12 protein-coding genes are annotated in these 18,039 nt (G+C 36.4%); 5 read left to right on the top strand and 7 right to left on the bottom strand.

Features of this window, described 5'->3' with window-relative positions:
- Window positions 1-38 precede the first annotated feature (38 nt).
- The 6 genes from IPL24_14210 to IPL24_14185 form a co-directional block, all read right to left on the bottom strand.
- Window positions 39-3,047, bottom strand: coding sequence for a proprotein convertase P-domain-containing protein (locus IPL24_14210; GenBank protein ID MBK8364764.1), 3,009 nt, complete (start codon window positions 3,045-3,047; stop codon window positions 39-41).
- 348 nt (window positions 3,048-3,395) lie between these two features.
- Entirely contained in the window at window positions 3,396-4,163 is a 768-nt protein-coding gene (locus IPL24_14205; protein MBK8364763.1) for a response regulator transcription factor, read from the bottom strand.
- A gap of 15 nt (window positions 4,164-4,178) precedes the next feature.
- Window positions 4,179-5,189 carry a histidine kinase gene (locus tag IPL24_14200; GenBank protein ID MBK8364762.1) on the bottom strand — a complete coding sequence of 337 codons (1,011 nt, stop codon included), beginning with the start codon at window positions 5,187-5,189 and terminating at the stop codon, window positions 4,179-4,181.
- A gap of 13 nt (window positions 5,190-5,202) precedes the next feature.
- Window positions 5,203-5,568 (bottom strand): hypothetical protein, encoded by a 366-nt coding sequence (locus tag IPL24_14195; protein MBK8364761.1) that lies wholly within the window; start codon window positions 5,566-5,568, stop codon window positions 5,203-5,205.
- A complete protein-coding gene (locus tag IPL24_14190) occupies window positions 5,565-6,215 on the bottom strand; it encodes a hypothetical protein (protein ID MBK8364760.1) in 651 nt (216 codons plus the stop codon). The genes IPL24_14195 and IPL24_14190 overlap by 4 nt, the downstream gene beginning before the upstream one ends.
- Before the next feature lie 723 nt (window positions 6,216-6,938).
- Window positions 6,939-7,574: a YgjV family protein gene (locus IPL24_14185; protein ID MBK8364759.1), complete on the bottom strand. Its 636-nt coding sequence runs from the start codon at window positions 7,572-7,574 to the stop codon at window positions 6,939-6,941.
- Window positions 7,575-7,641: 67 nt separating this feature from the next.
- Here IPL24_14185 and IPL24_14180 point away from each other — a divergent pair, with 67 nt between their 5' ends.
- From IPL24_14180 to IPL24_14160, 5 genes are all read left to right on the top strand, one after another.
- Complete coding sequence (locus IPL24_14180) at window positions 7,642-8,139, top strand: histidine phosphatase family protein (protein ID MBK8364758.1); 498 nt, start codon at window positions 7,642-7,644, stop codon at window positions 8,137-8,139.
- Window positions 8,140-8,226: 87 nt separating this feature from the next.
- A complete protein-coding gene (locus IPL24_14175; GenBank protein ID MBK8364757.1) occupies window positions 8,227-8,466 on the top strand; it encodes a hypothetical protein in 240 nt (79 codons plus the stop codon).
- Window positions 8,467-8,479: 13 nt separating this feature from the next.
- Window positions 8,480-10,600 (top strand): polyphosphate kinase 1, encoded by a 2,121-nt coding sequence (ppk1, locus tag IPL24_14170; protein MBK8364756.1) that lies wholly within the window; start codon window positions 8,480-8,482, stop codon window positions 10,598-10,600.
- A 70-nt stretch (window positions 10,601-10,670) separates the two neighbouring features.
- The gene (locus IPL24_14165) at window positions 10,671-11,564 is read left to right on the top strand and encodes an exopolyphosphatase (protein ID MBK8364755.1); all 894 of its coding nucleotides are present in this window, start codon (window positions 10,671-10,673) and stop codon (window positions 11,562-11,564) included.
- Between the two features lie 70 nt (window positions 11,565-11,634).
- Window positions 11,635-15,477, top strand: a complete 3,843-nt coding sequence (locus IPL24_14160; protein MBK8364754.1) for a T9SS type A sorting domain-containing protein — start codon at window positions 11,635-11,637, stop codon at window positions 15,475-15,477.
- Between the two features lie 220 nt (window positions 15,478-15,697).
- Here the strand turns inward: IPL24_14160 and IPL24_14155 are convergent, their stop codons facing one another.
- A complete protein-coding gene (locus IPL24_14155) occupies window positions 15,698-18,022 on the bottom strand; it encodes an SBBP repeat-containing protein (GenBank protein ID MBK8364753.1) in 2,325 nt (774 codons plus the stop codon).
- Between the last annotated feature and the right edge of the window lie 17 nt (window positions 18,023-18,039).

Raw genomic sequence — 18,039 nt, 5'->3', positions numbered from 1 at the left:
AGACGATAAACGAAAGACGAAAACCAATTCACACCCTCTTACGGATGCACTCTGAAAACATTCATGTTATTTTCAAACAAACTGTAATCAGAAGATTCTACGATTCCATCTCCATTCAGATCTTCCGGAATATAACCGGATGCATTGATCTGTGCTGCATTCTGAATGCTATTCATGTCGATAACTTCGATCGTACCACTTTGATCAACATCACCGGAGAACAATGCAAACCGGCCATCACCAAGATTCCGCATATTGCTTCCAAGTGCTTTTGTGATTGCATCACTGAAGATATATGTTGTTACAGCTCCTGTGAAAGTAACAGGTGATGAACTCCATGTTTCCAATGCATTTCTGTGATGAACACTAATGTAGAAACTTCCATTCAACAATTCAGAAGGGAAAACAAAACTTCCTTCACCAATTGTGTTGATAGTGCTCTTGAAACTTTGAACTTCAGAATAAGGAGAAACAGACTGATGTAATTTTACAACAATGGTATCACAGATCGACGGATTCGCTATAGGATCTGCAACTGCTTTCATTTGTCCTGCAGAAATATAAAATCCTTCTATATATAATTTTACATTCAGTGTTATTCCTGTTGTGATTGCAAATGTTGAAGCAGAACAAACTATGCATCCTTTGTCGTTTGTGACACATATTGCTCCAATAACCGGGCTAACATTTGGAACAACCGCTTGAATTTCTGTTGCACTTATAACAGTAAATGAAGCAGCATTGTTTCCTGCAAAAGTTACTGCACTTGCATTGGTAAAACCTGTTCCAATAATTGTAACAAGTGTTCCTGCAACACCACTTACTGGCGCAAATGAATTTATCGAAAGAGTGTCAGGAACTGCAACGCTGACAGAATTTGTAGCAGAACATCCGGTAGCGCTGCTGGTAGCAACAACTGTGTAAGTTGTGTTTGCAACAGGAACATCAGTTGGATTCTGAACTGAAGAAGTAAATCCACTCGGAGTTGAAGTCCATGAATAACTTATTGTTTCCGGAATTGCATTGTTGATGTTGAGTGTCCAATTTTGAATTCTTCCGGTGTCAACGTTTGCAAGATCCTGCACTTTCAGTAACCAAGTACCGTTTGCATTTCCTGTCAAAGCATTGAAGTTTCCATCAGGCCTGTATGTCCCTGTAAAAGGCGCGGTTCCTGTACTGATCAGTGTAGTAGCCGGCATTGAAAAAACGGTGTTGATGAAATTATCGCCACCACTACCACGACGATTACTTAACAGAATTGTATTTCCGCTCGGTGCAACAAGTGATATTGCAAGATCGCCATCATAAGTGTGAGTAAGATTAATTCTTACTGAAACAACAGAAGTAGTTGTTAATGTAGCAGGACTAATTCCCGATACAACGATTGGTGAAGTAACACCGGTTGAATTATTATCAGGAATAACAACCGGAACGTTTGTAGAAAATGTAGTTGAAACATTTTGCGTTCCACCCGAAGTTCCTGTAGCATTCAATTGAACAGTGTTGCCATTGCAAGAAGGTTCAGTTGCTGTTGCACTTGCAGTAATTGGAATTGTAGAAACAACGACAGGTGTAGATGTAGAAACAGATGATCCGCAATTTGTAGAAACAGTATAGCTACCCGGTGCAGAAACTGTAATTGATTGAGTTGTCTCACCGGTCGACCATAAATAATTACTTGCAACACTTGAATTCAAGGTCACACTTCCGCCGGCACAGATAAGAGTTGGTCCTGCAGCAGTAATTGTAGGTGCAGAGTTTTGCTGAGTTAAAGTAATTGGTACAGCAACCCAGTTATTATTCTCGTCACTTTCAAGGAAATTATTTTCAGGATCTGTAATTGAGACTACATAATATGTTCCGTTACAAATATTATTAAGAGGAATCGGATCATTCAATGAAATACTGTAAACATCATAATTACCCGGATAAATTCCCTGAGTTAAACCACAACCGGTGTGAAATCCGAAGTTGTTGTTTGGAAAAGTTGTCATTGGATTACCGTTGTTGTCGACACATTGTCCGGGATTAGTTGAACAATGACCAAGATTGATAAGACAGAAACTTTGTTTCACACCTGTTCCAACTATAGGCCATGTTCTTGCATCGGGATTTGAAGTTGCAGTTCTCAAAGTGTAATTAGACCAATGATCAACGTGTAAGTGGCCATGCGCTGCGTGATAAGTCATCTTACCTGCTTCCCGATCATAATAAGTAAGAGTATCTGTACCGGGAACTTTCTGATAAATTCTTTGCTTAACAAGATGTTTTATATCATCTCCGTTAGGGCAGACCGTTCCGCAAGGAACAAGAGTGGTTCCGCAATAACATGAGTCTACACCAAAAATATCAATTGGTCCGTATCCAATATTCGGAGTTGCATTCGCTATGTAAAGAAATCCCGGAGCTTCAGTGTGATTTACTGTAATTTCTTTTGCTGAAGCAGTCATATCCGGTAAAAGATCACAGGCAGAAGCACCACCCGGACAAACGCAAGTTGCGCAAGTGTAAGTGCCTTGTGGCCCGCTACCAACAGTCGTTTGTCCGGGGTTAGGTGGATTTTGAACAAACACAATGCTGGCAGTATGGATAGATCCTGTATCGGTAGTTGCCTGATCGCTTACAATAAATTTCCATGTACCATTAGGATTTTGTCCATTGTTAAATAAACTTGTATTGCCTGTAGGTAGATATATTCCTGTGTAGGGAGCCTGGCCATTGCTGAAAGCAGTTCCATCCATACCAACACAAGTACCTAAAAAATTATTCGCAGAACCACCCACACCAGAGATCAATGTGATGATCACTCCATCCGGCGACATGAGTTTCATTACAAGATCATTCTTGTAAGTATGTGTTATATCCATACACACATGGGCCAAACCAAAAGTCGTATCAATAACAGTTGGAAGTCCGGAAACTATAATTGGAATAGTATCCGTTTGATTGTCCATGATTGGTTCATTGCCCGTCCAGCTGAAAGTTTGGGCATTGGAATTCCATGTTGTCAAACATAGAATGAATGCAAGTAGTAATTTTTTCAGCAAAGTTCAAGTTGATTTATTGTATTGGGCGCAAATCCCCGCGATGGACAAATTAGTTAATATTCTGAAAAATGGCAAATTAATTTTTTAATGAACAGAATAGAAAGCCGAAATATGTAATATTCTAATAAAAACCACGAAAAATCCAATCTATAGAGACTTTAAAAAGGGGAAAATTTACTGTTTTCGAAAAAAATGATTCGGGTTTGATAGCTAAAAGGGTATTTAAATTATTCAATTTTTCATACTCTTTACTCTGTATTCACTTTTATTTAAATATTATTCAAAACTATAAAATTAAAAACAGAATATTTTCTTAAACCTAAAAAGCTTAAATTTTTAATAAAGAACTCAATGCAGCCAACTCTTAAACGCCTGTGCTTTCTCTCTGCTGATATCAATAGTAATTACATTTGGCGCTTTCAATTTTGCAATTAATTTTCCGTAGGAGTCAGTTCTATATGATTCAACAGAATTTATATTTATAATGAATTGTCTGTTTGCCCTGAAAAAAATTGCAGGGTTTAACACCTCCTCAATTTCTTCCATTGTCTGAAAGTCTGTAATATATTGTTCTTTATCTATTGTCTGAATATAGATCAATGCATCCTTTTGAAAGCAGGCAATATTTGTATAGTTGATGACAAGATGTGTCTTGCCCGAATTTGCCGTAAACCGTTCTTTATAGATCTTTGTTTGCCCCGGAATAGTAAGATGATTCATTAGTGACTTGATCTGATCTTTTATAATTTCGGATTGAGTTGAACGATATTTTGAAAATTTATCCAACGCAATAATTAGTTCCGACTTGTCTATGGGTTTCAGAAGATAGTCGATACTGTTAACTTTGAATGCCCGGATAGCAAATTCATTATAAGCGGTTGTGAAAATTATCGGACAAGATATCTGGATATGATTGAAAATATCAAAACTAACACCATCACTCAGCTGAATATCCATGAATAATAATTCAGGCTCAGGATTTGAATTGAAATAGTCAATGCTGGATTTGACAGAATCAAGTATTGTTACGATCTCGATTTTAGAATCAATTTGTTTAATAATATTGATAAGATCTTTTGCAACCAGTGGTTCGTCTTCAATAATAATTGCTTTCATTTTATTCTGCTGATTTTAAATTAGTGGAATTCTGACTTTGAATAGTGAATCAGTTTCTGTTATTTCAACATCTGTATCCGATAGATATTGATATAGTGTTTTCAGGTTCTCCAGTCCTTGTTTGTTGCTGGCTTCTACCTGTGATTTTTTATTGACTGTATTTTCAACAGTAAGAAAATTTCCTTTTGCAATAATTGAAATGATGAGCGGGGATTTGTCAGTCACAATATTGTGTTTAACGGCATTTTCAATCAGCACCTGAATCGTAACAGGCACAATACCTTTGTCACGTGAATCTTTATCTATTTCAATCTTGAAGTGAATAGCGTTTTCAAATCTCGTTTTAAACAGAAAGATATAATTATTGATAAAATCAATTTCTGTACTCAGTGAGACAGTGTCTTTATCTTTATTCTGTAATGTATAACGATAAACTTTTGAAAGTTGTTGTAGAAATTCACTTGCAAGTTGCTGATTTTCGAAGATAAGACTATTCAGTGAAGTCAGTGCATTAAAAAGGAAGTGTGGATTGAGTTGGTTTCTCAGCGCATCATATTTTACTTGTGTTTGTTCTTTTTGCAGACGCTCCGAACGGACTAGATTTTCTTTCCATTCTCTGAAGTAATACGAGCCAAAGTAGATCAGATTAATTATCATTGACATAAACAGGTACAGAACAGGTATTATTTTCTGAAGAATTTCCGGTGTTGTAATTTTGAAATAACTTTCAGCGTAATTGAATAAACTAAAGCCGGATATATTTATTACAATAAAACAAAGTAAAACCTGTGTAATTATTCTTTTCACAGGATTGTTTACAATCGGCAATCGTTTATTCAAAACGCTGCTTATGAACAAAAGAAATTCCCAATTAATTAAAAGGACGAGAAATGTTCCAATGAACAAAGAAATATGAAAGAAGGCGTTCATGTTTGGAAACAAAAACCCACGTTCAATAGAGGTAATTATGTCAAGAACGAAAAAGAGAATATATATACTTTTTCTGCTTATGAGTTTTGTTTGCATTAATGATCCTTGATTATTTATTTGATAGAATATTAGTCATTGCCTCATTCATTGTTGCCTTTTCATCGAGATACATTTGCCAGTTTGCGGCCACAGCATCAATTGTTTTCTTAACAGCCGGATTTATATCAGCAAGTTTGTTTTTATAAATATATATTTCGTGATCGATATTTTGCTTCTTTAATTCATTTTTTACAAACATTCCGGTGGAATAAAAGAGGATGGTATGCCAGACATTATGATCAAATTCCATATTCTGGTCTTTACAGGCATTTTCCTGAGCATTATAAATTGCGTCAATCATACCATGTGCAACTTCGTGGAAAATCACTTCTACACCTTGAGTTCCTGAATGTGAACGGTAGGTTGAAGAGATCACTGCACTGATATAAGGTTCGGTTGTAGTATATGCTCCGAAAAAGTAGCGTAATCAACAAGGTCGATCCTGAATTTTGTGCCGTTATACTTATACAGATAATATTTAGATGAATTCCGGATCACTTCACCTTCAATTTTTTTGATCAAGTCAATTCGTGAAGCAATAAATTCGCGATTTAATTTATCCTGTTCATTCCATAAGTGTTGCGAATAAAAATCTGAACAATTATTGAGTGCGGATAGAATATTTTTAGAAATATTTTTCGTTGCCAGTTCTTCTAAACTCCTGGAAGATTCCATTTCATACTTTAGAAAAGTCATTTCCGGATCGAAGAGCATATTTTTCTTTGCAAGACTATCGGTATAGAATTTAACAGCGTCCATAACTGCTGTTTTCGTTTTTATATCAATGGGAGCTTTTATTTCAGCGAACAATGAGTCAAATTGTTTTTGACTTTCATGAGTCATCCTCCCGAAAGTTGATGCTTTTTTTAAAAGAAAGTGATGTAGATTGAGAACATAATTACTTCTGAAATCGAAGTATGTTGTTTCACTGATTTTATCAGAATTCGGGACAATAGTTTTATGTCCGGCAAAGGTCGAATTATTAAATGCAAAGATTAAAAGGAATAGTGTGAATTTTTTCATGACAATTTATTTTTTGATTTATTAGAAATGCAGAAATATTATTTTTTGTTTGTTAATTTGGCAGAAGAAGATTTATCCGGTAAAAATGCCTGAATAAAATTTGCAATAAAAGGGAGAAAGCACCCGATAAGAAACCATTTCCAGAATGACCTGCCAAATGAATGCGCCATTATTCCGCTCAGAAACGGCGGAAGGAGAAATAAAATAAAGAAGATGGGTAAAAGAAACATGATCTGAGTGATATTGAATTTATTTTCTGGTGTAAATTAACTTCCTTTTTGAAGGAGTAACAACATTTTTCTTTTCACCATAGTATAAAGGACGATGAAGTGCTTGAATAAGCCGTCGAAGTGCACGTAAACAATTTATTTCGGCTATCAGAAATGGCCTGTTTTGGGACTTTTAATTTGTTTTTCTATAGCAAAAAATATCCATCTATGCGGTAACGATTTTCATTTGGAGTATTTTCCCTTTATTATTTAAAAAAAACTGTCGGCCCCAGGCGGATAGCCATGCGAGAGGGGAAAATTGAGGGGACTCAACGCATGGCGTCAGCAATTTCAACTATTAAAAACTATTTTATTGAAATTACAAAAAATAAACAAAGCTTTACTTTTTCGGCGGCCCCACGGGGATAAATATGTGTCAGAAATTAACTCAGCAATTCCGGAAATATTTTCATTGTAATAATGTTTTCTTCTAACGGGATTTAAATATAAAAGGTCAGAATAGAATTTTTACATAACACTCATTTCCATCTATAATTTTCTTTTCAAATCCCATGATCCTGAGAAAGCGCAAATGATTTTTATTGTCGACAGATTTGTAAGCGATCTGCTTCACACCTTTTGAAAAAAGGTAATTGTTTTCTTTTTCAAAAATAAATTTGCCCACTTTGAAATCTCTGAATTTTTCCAGCGTGTAATTGATCTTAACAAATGCAGTTCCGTCAGAAGTTATATGCGCTGCAAAAATATTTGCAATGACGAGATCTCTCAGCACAACAAAACGCAACTGGTCTCCCGATTCGTCAATAGAATATTCCGGAAAATAATTTTTAATGTCTTTCCTGTAGTGAAAAAGAAACTTCCGGATTATAAGATCATCCTTGTTGAATTCAAGCAAATCGAAGTTTTCAGTGGTGTTATAGATCTTGATCAGATAATATAAGTTGATCCCTAATAATAGTGAATTAGTAAGTATGATCGGAAATGCAGATAATGCAATTCCATAAACAATGAAAGCGACACACCCCAAACTGTTCAACCAGCGGAATCGGATGTCGTTTGTTACAATTAGAGAAAAGGCGAGAAGTACGGAGGCGAGGTAGCCGAAAGATTGGGTTAGGAGGTCATTCACACATGAGATTTTTCACGAAAGTAAAGAATAAAGTCAAAGTAAAGGACCTAAGACATATCTTTGCAATGTGAAAATTGTTTACATCATCCGCCATGCCAAATCCGATTGGTCAATCGAAGGACAAGGTGATATTGATCGTCCATTAAATGCCCGGGGATATAAGGATGCGCATAACATGGGGCTTTATTTCAAGAAGAAAAATTTTATTCCGCAGGCTATTATTAGCAGCCCGGCAATAAGGGCTTTGACTACTGCTTTAATTATTTCTGAAGAATTATTGTTTCCAAAAAACAGGGTACAGATTGAGGCATCACTTTACGAGTCTGGTATAGATGAGTATTTGGATATATTGAAGTCTTTGCCCGAAGAAGTGGGATCAGTTGGAATTTTTGGGCATAACCCTATTGTTAGCGACTTAAGCAGTAGTTTGTCAGGCCAGGCAATCGAAATGCCTACCTGTGCCGTGGCCCGATTTTCTCTTGAGGGTGATAAATGGAACTCATTATCAAGGGAAAGCATCAAATTTCTCGAAATGATCACCCCAAAAACAATAAACCTAACATAAGTCAGTATTAAATTATCATTAAGTCTTTGTGTTCAAGTTGGCAGTTTCGTAAATTTAAGAAATCTTACCACGTATTAACAATTATCTATGAAAAAAGAATTAAGAAAAGAACTTGAAGCAAAAATATCAGCAGCCATTTCTTCTGCATTACCTGCTGAACAAAAAGTAGCGATCTCTAAAGCGAAAAAGGCAATCGATCAGGCCGGAAAACTTGTCGCGAAGAAATTTTCAAAAACGATCAAAGCAATAGCGAAAGAAAAGAAACGTTTGCAAAAGAAAGTCGTTGTAAAGAAGAAAAAAGCGAGAGTCGTTAAGAAGAAAAAATAGTCTCATTTAATTTATGAAAAAGAAAGACAGTACTTTGATCAACCGTGATCTGAGTTGGTTGTCGTTTAATGCCCGCGTCCTTCAGGAAGCGGAAGATGATACAGTACCTTTAATTGAGCGGCTGCGCTTTTTAGGAATCTTCAGTAACAACCGCGATGAATTTTTCAAGGTTCGTGTTGCAACGATCCGTAGAATGATGAAGTTCGGAAAACGAGGAAAGGAGATCATAGGAACTGATCCTGTTGAGCTGATTGAAAATGTACAGGAGATCGTTATTGCTCAGCAAAAGAAATTTGATAAACTGTTCAGTAAAATTCTTCTTGAGCTTGAGGAGGAAAATATATATTTTTTAAGTGACAAACAATTGAATCCTTCACAGGAATTGTTCGTTCGCGATTATTTTCATCAAAAGATCTATCCGCATCTGATGCCGATCATGATCGATTCGGCACCACATTTCCCGTATCTGAAAGACAGGATGATCTATCTGGCTGTAAGAATTAAGTACAGCTCAAAATCGGAAAATAAAAATAAGTTTTCATTGATTGAAATTCCAACCGATGTACTTCCCAGAATTATTGTCCTTCCTTCAAAAACAGATAAGAAAAGTATAATCCTTTTAGAAGATATTATTCGTTTTTGTCTGAATGATATCTATTCTATTTTTGATTATGAAACAATAGAAGGATATACGATCAAACTCACACGCGATTCTGAACTTGACATTGATAGTGATATGTCGAAGAGTTGGTTGGAAAAGGTAACAAAGGGTTTGAAGCAGAGAAAAAAAGGAGATCCTGTACGTTTGATTTACGATGAAAGAATTCCGGGTGATCTGCTGGATTTCATCGTGAAGAAGATCAAACTTAAAGACCGTGAGTACTTAACTCCGGGCGGAAAGTATCATAACTTTAAGGACTTTATTAACTTCCCAAAGATCGGCAGAAAGGAATTGTGGTATCGGATTCCAAAACCACTGGATCACCCAGCATTTGCCGGACAGAAAAGTTTATTTCCTGTCATTCATAAAAAAGATATTTTACTTGCATATCCCTATCAGTCGTTTTTACATATCATTGATTTATTGCGTGAAGCATCTATCGATCCGAAAGTAAGTTCGATAAAAATTACATTATACAGAGCATCTACAAATAGTAGTATCGTAAATGCGCTTATCAATGCTGTTCGAAATGGAAAGCAAGTGTTTGTTGTTCTGGAATTACAGGCTCGTTTTGATGAAGAAACAAATATTTATTATGCAGATAAACTCCAGGAAGCAGGAGCAGAGGTTATTTTTGGTGTTCCCGGATTAAAGGTTCACTCTAAATTATTTCTGATCACCCGTAAGGAAGAGAATAAGATTGTTCATTATGCACATATTGGAACAGGTAATTTCAATGAGAAAACTGCACGACTTTACTGCGACCATTCATTGCTGACAGCAGATAAATCGATAACACGTGAAGTCGAGAAACTTTTTGCTTTCTATAAAAATAATTACAAAACGGGACACTTCAAACATTTGATCGTTTCGCCATTCAATACCAGAAAGCGTTTTGTGTCACTGATCAACAAAGAGATTGAGAATGCACAACAAGGTGAAGAGGCCTGGATGATATTAAAGATGAATAGCCTCGTTGATCAGGATATGATTGAAAAACTTTATGAAGCAAGTTCTGCCGGAGTAAAGATCAGGTTGATCGTTCGTGGAATTTGTTCATTGATTCCCGGTGTTCCCGGATTAAGTGAAAATATTGAAGCCATCAGCATTGTCGATAAATTCCTGGAGCATAGCCGAATCTTTATCTTTTGTCATGGCGGAGATTCGAAATATTATTTATCATCCGGCGATTGGATGAATAGAAATCTTGATTTCAGATCAGAAGTGGCAGTTCCTGTATATGATGCCGATTTGCAATCTCAGTTAATGAAATATGTTACAATTCAATTCACAGATAATACTAAAGCGAGAATTCATTCGAAAGACAAATTAAATGAGTATCAAAGACGAAATGGCCGTTCATTTAAGGCTCAGGATGAAATTTTCAAATGGATCTTAAGTATGAGGTCACAATCACAACTTGCTTCATTGCCACAGAAGGTGAACGTTAAAAGTGTAAAAGTCAGGAAGTGAATTGGTTTTTTTAATGCGTGTGTTTCGTTTTTTAATGTAGTTTTATAAAATGGAAATGGGGAATAGGGTAATGAAATATGCTGCAATTGATATTGGCTCAAATGCAGTCAGGCTTTTACTTTGTAATGCTGTCAATGAGCATGGAGTTGTCCATTTTAAAAAGTCGGAGCTTGTAAGAATCCCTTTACGTTTAGGAGAAGATGTTTTTCGTACCGGAAAAATCGGCGAGAAGAAGTCTGCTGATTTTATGAAAACAATGCAAGCTTTTAAATTACTCATAGATGTTTTTCAACCTATTTCCTATCGTGCATGTGCAACAGCTTCAATGCGCGAAGCCGGAAATGGCAAAGAGCTTTTAGATAAAGTAAAAAAGTCTTGTGGACTGGAAATAGAAATCATTTCCGGAAAAGAAGAAGCTGAGTTGATCTATTCAAATCATGTTGAAGAATTTTTAAGTAATGATCATTCGTACTTATATATTGATGTTGGTGGCGGAAGCACAGAGCTGACCATATTTGATAAAATGAAGATTGTTGCATCAAATTCTTTCAACATTGGAACAATTCGCTGGCTGGAAGGAAAAGTCAATAAAGAGATCTGGGACGAAATGAAGGAATGGACGCGTAGCAATACTGCATTTCATCAGCCGATCACAGCCATCGGATCCGGAGGAAATATAAATAAGATCTTTAAAATGATTGGCCGAAAAAGCAAATCATGGCCCTTTGAAAAACTGAAAGAACTCTACGGCCAAATGAAAGATCAGACACTCGACGACCGTATGGAAATCTGGGGCTTGAATCCTGACAGAGCTGATGTGATCGTCCCTGCAGCGAAGATCTATTTGAGTCAGATGAAAGCTGCTAATGCTGCAGAGATCATCGTCCCGCAATTCGGATTATCAGATGGGATTGTGCATGAGTTGCATTTTGGAAGCGTAAATGCATCTTTGACCGGAATCTGAAATTTCCTGACCGGAAGTATTAAAATTATTGTTTACATTTATTGAACTAATAATTTTAACCTTAACTTCCATGAGAATTAATATTCTTTTTACCCTTTTTATAATTAATTTTATTTCTTCAAAAGCATTTTCTCAATGTGATTCGGTGGTCATTGAACAAGAAACCGACGTAGATGACATTTTTTATACTTCATACAGGCAGAAGGTTACACATTATTCTTCCACAGGAAAAGTACTCGACATAACTTATGCAGGCCAAAGTGAGCCGGGTGCGTTCTGGGTTGTCAGTGCAATTGATTCTTTTCAATATGATTCAAATGATAGTCTGATCTATCATATTTCAAAGAGTTCAATTCAATTTCCTAATCCAACTATTTATAAATATGAATATAGTTACGATGTTTCAGGAAATAAATTGACAGAAACACGAAGTAATTTCAATGCTGGATGGTACATTTTTCAATCAGATACCAATGTTTATGATCTGCAAAATAATTTACTTAGTACAGTTCATTTCTCGATCTATCCGAGTCAGATCTATAAGGCGCTTCACAGTTATGATTTGAACAGCAATGATATTAGTGTTATAATTCAAAGTTGGAGTGGCACTTCGTGGAACGACTCTTTAAGAGAAGACAAAGTATACAATGTTTCCGGACAAAAGATTGAAAACTATTCAATGAAATTTATCACCGGAATCTGGGATTCAACTATGGTGGAGTATTTTCATTTCAATTCTAATTCATTGCTTGATACAAGTTATACAATGAAAAAAACTCTTGGTGTATGGGAGAATTACCAGATGGAAGTTTATACTTATGGAATTTTAAACAAACAAATTCACCATTATACTCTTACTTGGGATATGTCTCAATGGCTTTATGAGCATGATGAATTTACCGATGTAGATGCCTATGGCTATTTATCATATAGGGAATCATATTATGCATACTATACACCCACTCTTGTTTGGTCATCAGAAATGGGTTCCTACTCACAGGTTAACGATTCATTAGGTAATATACTTTCATGGGAATCAGACCCTTCGCCAGGTGGACCTGGAAATGGTTCTTACCACTATTCAAACGGTGTTTTAAGTGCTGTTTATATTCACACTGAAACTATGGGTGGATTCATTAGTGATCAGACTTTTAATTATTATTATGCAGAACTGTTTGGTGATACTATTTCTTGTGCAGGTCTTTCAAATGTTTTATCAGTCGATAGTTGTCCCGGCAGTACTTATCTATGGAATACAGGAGATACCACTACTAGTGTTTTAGTAGATTCATCTGGATATTTTCAAGTGACAATTACCAGACCGGATGGTTGGGTAGTTACTACCCCTCAAATTCATGTAGAGATTTCCGGTTCGCTTCCTATTGTTTATCAAAGTGCAGATAGTGTTGTCAATCTTTGCATGGGAGAAAATGTGGTTTTGTATTCCATCCATGAAAATGGCGTGTCGTATCAATGGTACAGAGGAAGCTTACTATTGTCATCGCAAAATGAAAATCTAATACAATTATATTCGGGGAATCAGCAAGGGGATTATTTTTTAGTTGCAACCAGTGGATGCGGAAGTGATACATCATCAATAAGTCAATTGGTTGTTCATCAAAATCCCACACCTTTTATCACGGCCTCAGGTCCACTCGACATTTGCGAAGGCGATAGTTTAATTCTCACTTGTTCAAGTGCTGATTCATATTTGTGGTTATTGAGTGGAGAAACGACACAATCAATTACAGTTAGTAATTCAGGAACCTACGAAGTTGAAGTTTTAAATGCAGACGGATGTTCAAACGAAAGTAACATATCGGTGTTTGAACATACATTTGTTCCAACAAGCACTGTATTAATTACAAATAATGGTTTAATTTCTTCTCCGAATGTGACACCAATTCAATGGTACCTGGATGGGGTTGCAATTGCCGGAGCGACGCAAGGTTATTTTATTCCGACAATTGCCGGTAATTATTCTTATATAGTTTCAACTTTTGTTTCTTGCCCTACATTTTCTGATACTGTCTATATTGATCCATCAATATTAAATGTGTCAGCAGGAGCAGATGTCTGGGCTTGCTATGGTAGCACTGATGTTCTTATAGGAATTCTTAATCCTTTTATAGGAGGTGTTGCCCCGTTTACATATTCCTGGAGTTCCGGCGTTGTCAATTTGGGAAATGGCAGAGCGAAGATTGCGAATGCTACTTCGAACAGAACGTTTACACTTACTGTAACAGACAGTCAAGGGCAGGTTGCAACAGATCAGGTTAATTTTTTTGTGTATCAAGTCGTACCTTCTACAATTTCAGAAGCAACCTTACCATTTTGTCAAAGCAATATTGAAACTGTACAGTTAAATTATTCAACAGCAATGGTGCAGAAATGGATCGTTAATGGAGATACAGTGAACTCCGGTGCACGAGCTTATAATTTGACCGCTTCTTCAATCTGTCAGGTTATTTATCTTGATTCGAATAATTGTCTTATTACAACAGAACCAGATACTTTCTATTTTAATCAGGTCATTCCTGGTCCGCATATTTTCCTTGAACCTACAACTGGGTTTTGCCAAACAGGTGTAGGAACATATTGGGTTAATTCAAATCCGGGAAGTACATATCGTTGGGAAGTAGATCAGAATACATTTAGCACAGATACACTTGTAAATATTGTTTATCCTGATCAGTATACACTATTTGAAACCGATGTCAATGGTTGTGAACAGTCGTCAGATTTTCAGGTGATCCCAACCATGTCTCGTTCGGATATGGATCTGGTATTAGTTCATTCGGGAAATTGTGATTCTGTTTTCCTTGAAGCGCCGGAAATTGTCGGTGCTAATTATTCGTGGCAATACAATTCAACATGGTATAGTGGAAATTCTTATAGAGTAAATATCACATTGGCAGGCAATTATTATTGTAAAATAATTTTACCTGATGGCTGTGAGACCGATTGTATCTATACTTATAATGGCATTAACTCAATTGTCTTTTCTATTGATTCATTGAACGGAATGCTATTTTATGATGGACCATTTGTTCAAGGTACCGGTTATCAGTGGTTGTTTAATGGTGTTCCGATAACAGGTGCAATGAACAATTATTATTTTCCACTTATATCAGGAGAGTATACTTTGCGGATCTTAAATTTTGGTACCTGTTACCAATATTCAAATAGTATCAATGCTATTTCTTGTACTATAAATTTAATCAATTCAACATCTCAGGTTTGTATCGGATCATGCATTGGTAGTGCCAATGTTGTTGCTACAGGAACTCCGCCATTTGAATATTTATGGAGCAACGGCGCAACAACTTCTTCTGTAAGTGGTTTATGTAGTGGAAATCATTCCATTTCTGTGATTGATAGCACGGGATGTAATTCTATTTCTAATTTTGTTATAGAAACTGATAGTATGAATTTTACTACAGATGTCAGGCACACTTCATGTATTGCCTGTAGTAATGGAAGTTTTTTACTGAATGTAGATGAACCGGTTGGCTCATACACTATTTCAATTGATCCACCGCAAGGAATAATTACAGGTGATTCTATAACAGGACTTCCACCTGGATTTTATCAGATATGTGTAACAGATCTCTTGGGTTGCATCAGATGTGACAACCTGACAATTTTGCAAGACCCAACGATGGTACTTGATATAAAAGATCAATTGATAGTTGTATATCCTAATCCAGCTCGATCGGAAATTGTAATATCAGTTGAAAATGGAATTAAAGATGCACGATATTTAATTGTGAATAATCTTGGTCAAACATTGCTGGATGGTCGGATGCAAGGAATAAATACAAGAGTCTCATTGGAAGAACTTACTGTTGGATTGTACTTTCTGAAAATTGAAGGAAAGATAAACAAAGTGTTCCCTGTCATTAAAAACTAAGTTTCAATCTAACTATCGAAGGGATCAAACAATTACGATTTAGTTTTTGATGAAACATATAATGTGATCGCGTCCTAAGTATTTTTTAAATTTTACAAAATGTTATTGAAATATTTCCTGCTATAGATGTAACCTAAAGCTAGGTTAGACAAATATTTATAGACATAAAAAAAGCGACATTCAAAAAGAATGTCGCTTATGTAAAGCATATTTAAAGACTTTATTCAATCATAATCGGAACCATTTTCCCAATCGATTGAGAATTCAAAATCTGAACGAAGTAGACTCCATTGCTTAATCCTTTAGCAGAAAACAGATATTCATTGCCGTTAAATTTAGTTTCAAAAACTACTTGTCCGACGGATGAAAATATTTTCAGATGCGATGGTTCTGTTCCTTTTGTATTAATTTTTATAGTTGCAAAATCTGCAATTGGATTCGGATAAATTGAGAAATTCTGTCCGGTAATATTTTCAACAGAAGTTCCTGCATCAAGAACAAAATAGGTGTCGCATGTAGTGCAACCATTATCATCAGTTACACAAAGTTCATATGAACCTGCAAGTAAAATTGAAAGGTCTTGTGTTGTTTCACCTATGTCCCACATATAACTATAAGTTGGAGTTCCGCCATTTACAGTCACATCAATGCTGCCATCCGCACAACCTATACATGTAGAGTTCGTAACACTTGCACTCATTTGAAGTGGTTGAGGTTCTCCAATTGAAACATTGGATGTAGTAGTACAACCAAGGCTGTCAATTACTGTGACATCGTAATTTCCTGCACATAGACCGGTTGCATTTTCACCGGTTTGAACAGGTGATGTATTCCATGAATATTGAAACGGACTTTCACCTGTTGCTGAAGCATTTGCTGTTCCTGTACATGCTCCTGCGCATAATGCATCAGATGGAGTTGCAGTGAGTACGAGTGGCAAAGGATCGTTAAGAGTTACAAATGCAGTTGCAACACAACCGTTAGCATCAGTTGTCATAACCTCATAGGTGCCTGCGCATAAACCTGTCGCTGTATCCGAATTCTGTGCAGGAACTGTTGACCATAAATATGTGAACGGACCTTGCCCAATTACCGAGGCAACTGCAACACCATCACATTGTCCTGTACATTTATTATTACTGGAAACAGATAATTGTGTTGAACAAAAACTTGATGAAGTAGAAATTTTAGTGAGGTATACATCTAATAGCGAATCTCCAATAGTATTTGAATTTCCAAACCGTATTGAATCAATAAATTCTCCACAGACATATATATTATCTGCATTATCGACACCTACTCCCTTACCTCTGTCACTATCGAGTCCGCCTGCTGAACGAATCCAGTTTAAATTGGAGCCATCAGAAGAGTAGGCAGCGATAAAAAGATATGCAAAGCCAATGCCATAAATTGTATCTGGTGAAAAAATTCCTGCGACAGCATAATCTCCGACCACAATAATATTTCCTGCATTATCGTGAGCTAAACCACGGCCGATATCATCTTCTTCACCACCACCGTCAACAACCCATAGATTGTCGCCATTGCTATTGTAGGCTGCAAGAAACATATCCTGATTGCCCCGGGAGAATGCCTGATTACTTCCAAAGTACCCTGTCTGAAATTCGCCGGTAATGATAATATCTCCATTGACATTTACCATTACATCTCTGGCGCGATCAAATCCGGTATCTCCGGCCATCTTTGCCCACTGTAAACTTCCGCTGGTTGCATTCAGTTTCGTAAGAAATATTTCTGTGTGTCCATTACCATTCAGATCTACACTTGAAGAAAAATCTGCGTGACCAACAAAATAACCTGTAACATAAACGAAACCGTTATTATCGCTTGCAACACCATAGGCTTTATCACTTTCGGATCCACCCATACTGCGCCCCCACACATAATTTCCATTCGCATCAAATTTTACAACAGTGGCATCATAATCACCTTCAGAAGTAAACAAATAATTTCCTTCGGAATAAGTATCGCCTTGAGTTCCACCACATGCATATACATTTCCCTGTGGATCGCAAGAAACCCCGTATCCCCGGGAATGTTGTACACCTGTTGTAGACAGTGTTCTAACCCAGGTTACAGAACCGGTAGTATCGTATTTAGCAATAAACATATTATTTACTTCAGGACCGGGAGTTCTTTTCATGATCGTCTCCCAGTAAGATGTATCTTCAAATTCTCCTACAGTAAAAATATTACCAAGACCATCCAAAGCAATTGATTGTATTTTGTCACCGCCTTTACCTCCGGCTCTCTTTGCCCAAACCAATCGTCCGGTTGAACTATATTTAGCCAGAAAAATGTCATGCACTCCTGCGGATGACAAAATTATTCCATTGCCGAAATCTGTATCATATTCCAGCATTCCTGCTATATATGTATTCCCGTCAGGATCGGTTACAAGATCGTAGCCTTCATCGAAACCTTCACTTTGTATGGACTTAGCCCATTGAAATGATTGGGCATTTGAAATTACCGAGGCGAATAATACAAGTAATAATATTAATCGACATGTGCGGATTTGCATTGTGTTTGTTTTAATAA

This window comes from Bacteroidota bacterium (assembly GCA_016711505.1).
In the GTDB taxonomy this organism is placed as follows: Bacteria; Bacteroidota; Bacteroidia; order AKYH767-A; family 2013-40CM-41-45; genus JADKIH01.
The sequence above is the reverse complement of the archived record's forward strand: the minus strand, read 5'-3'. Positions and strand labels throughout refer to the sequence as shown.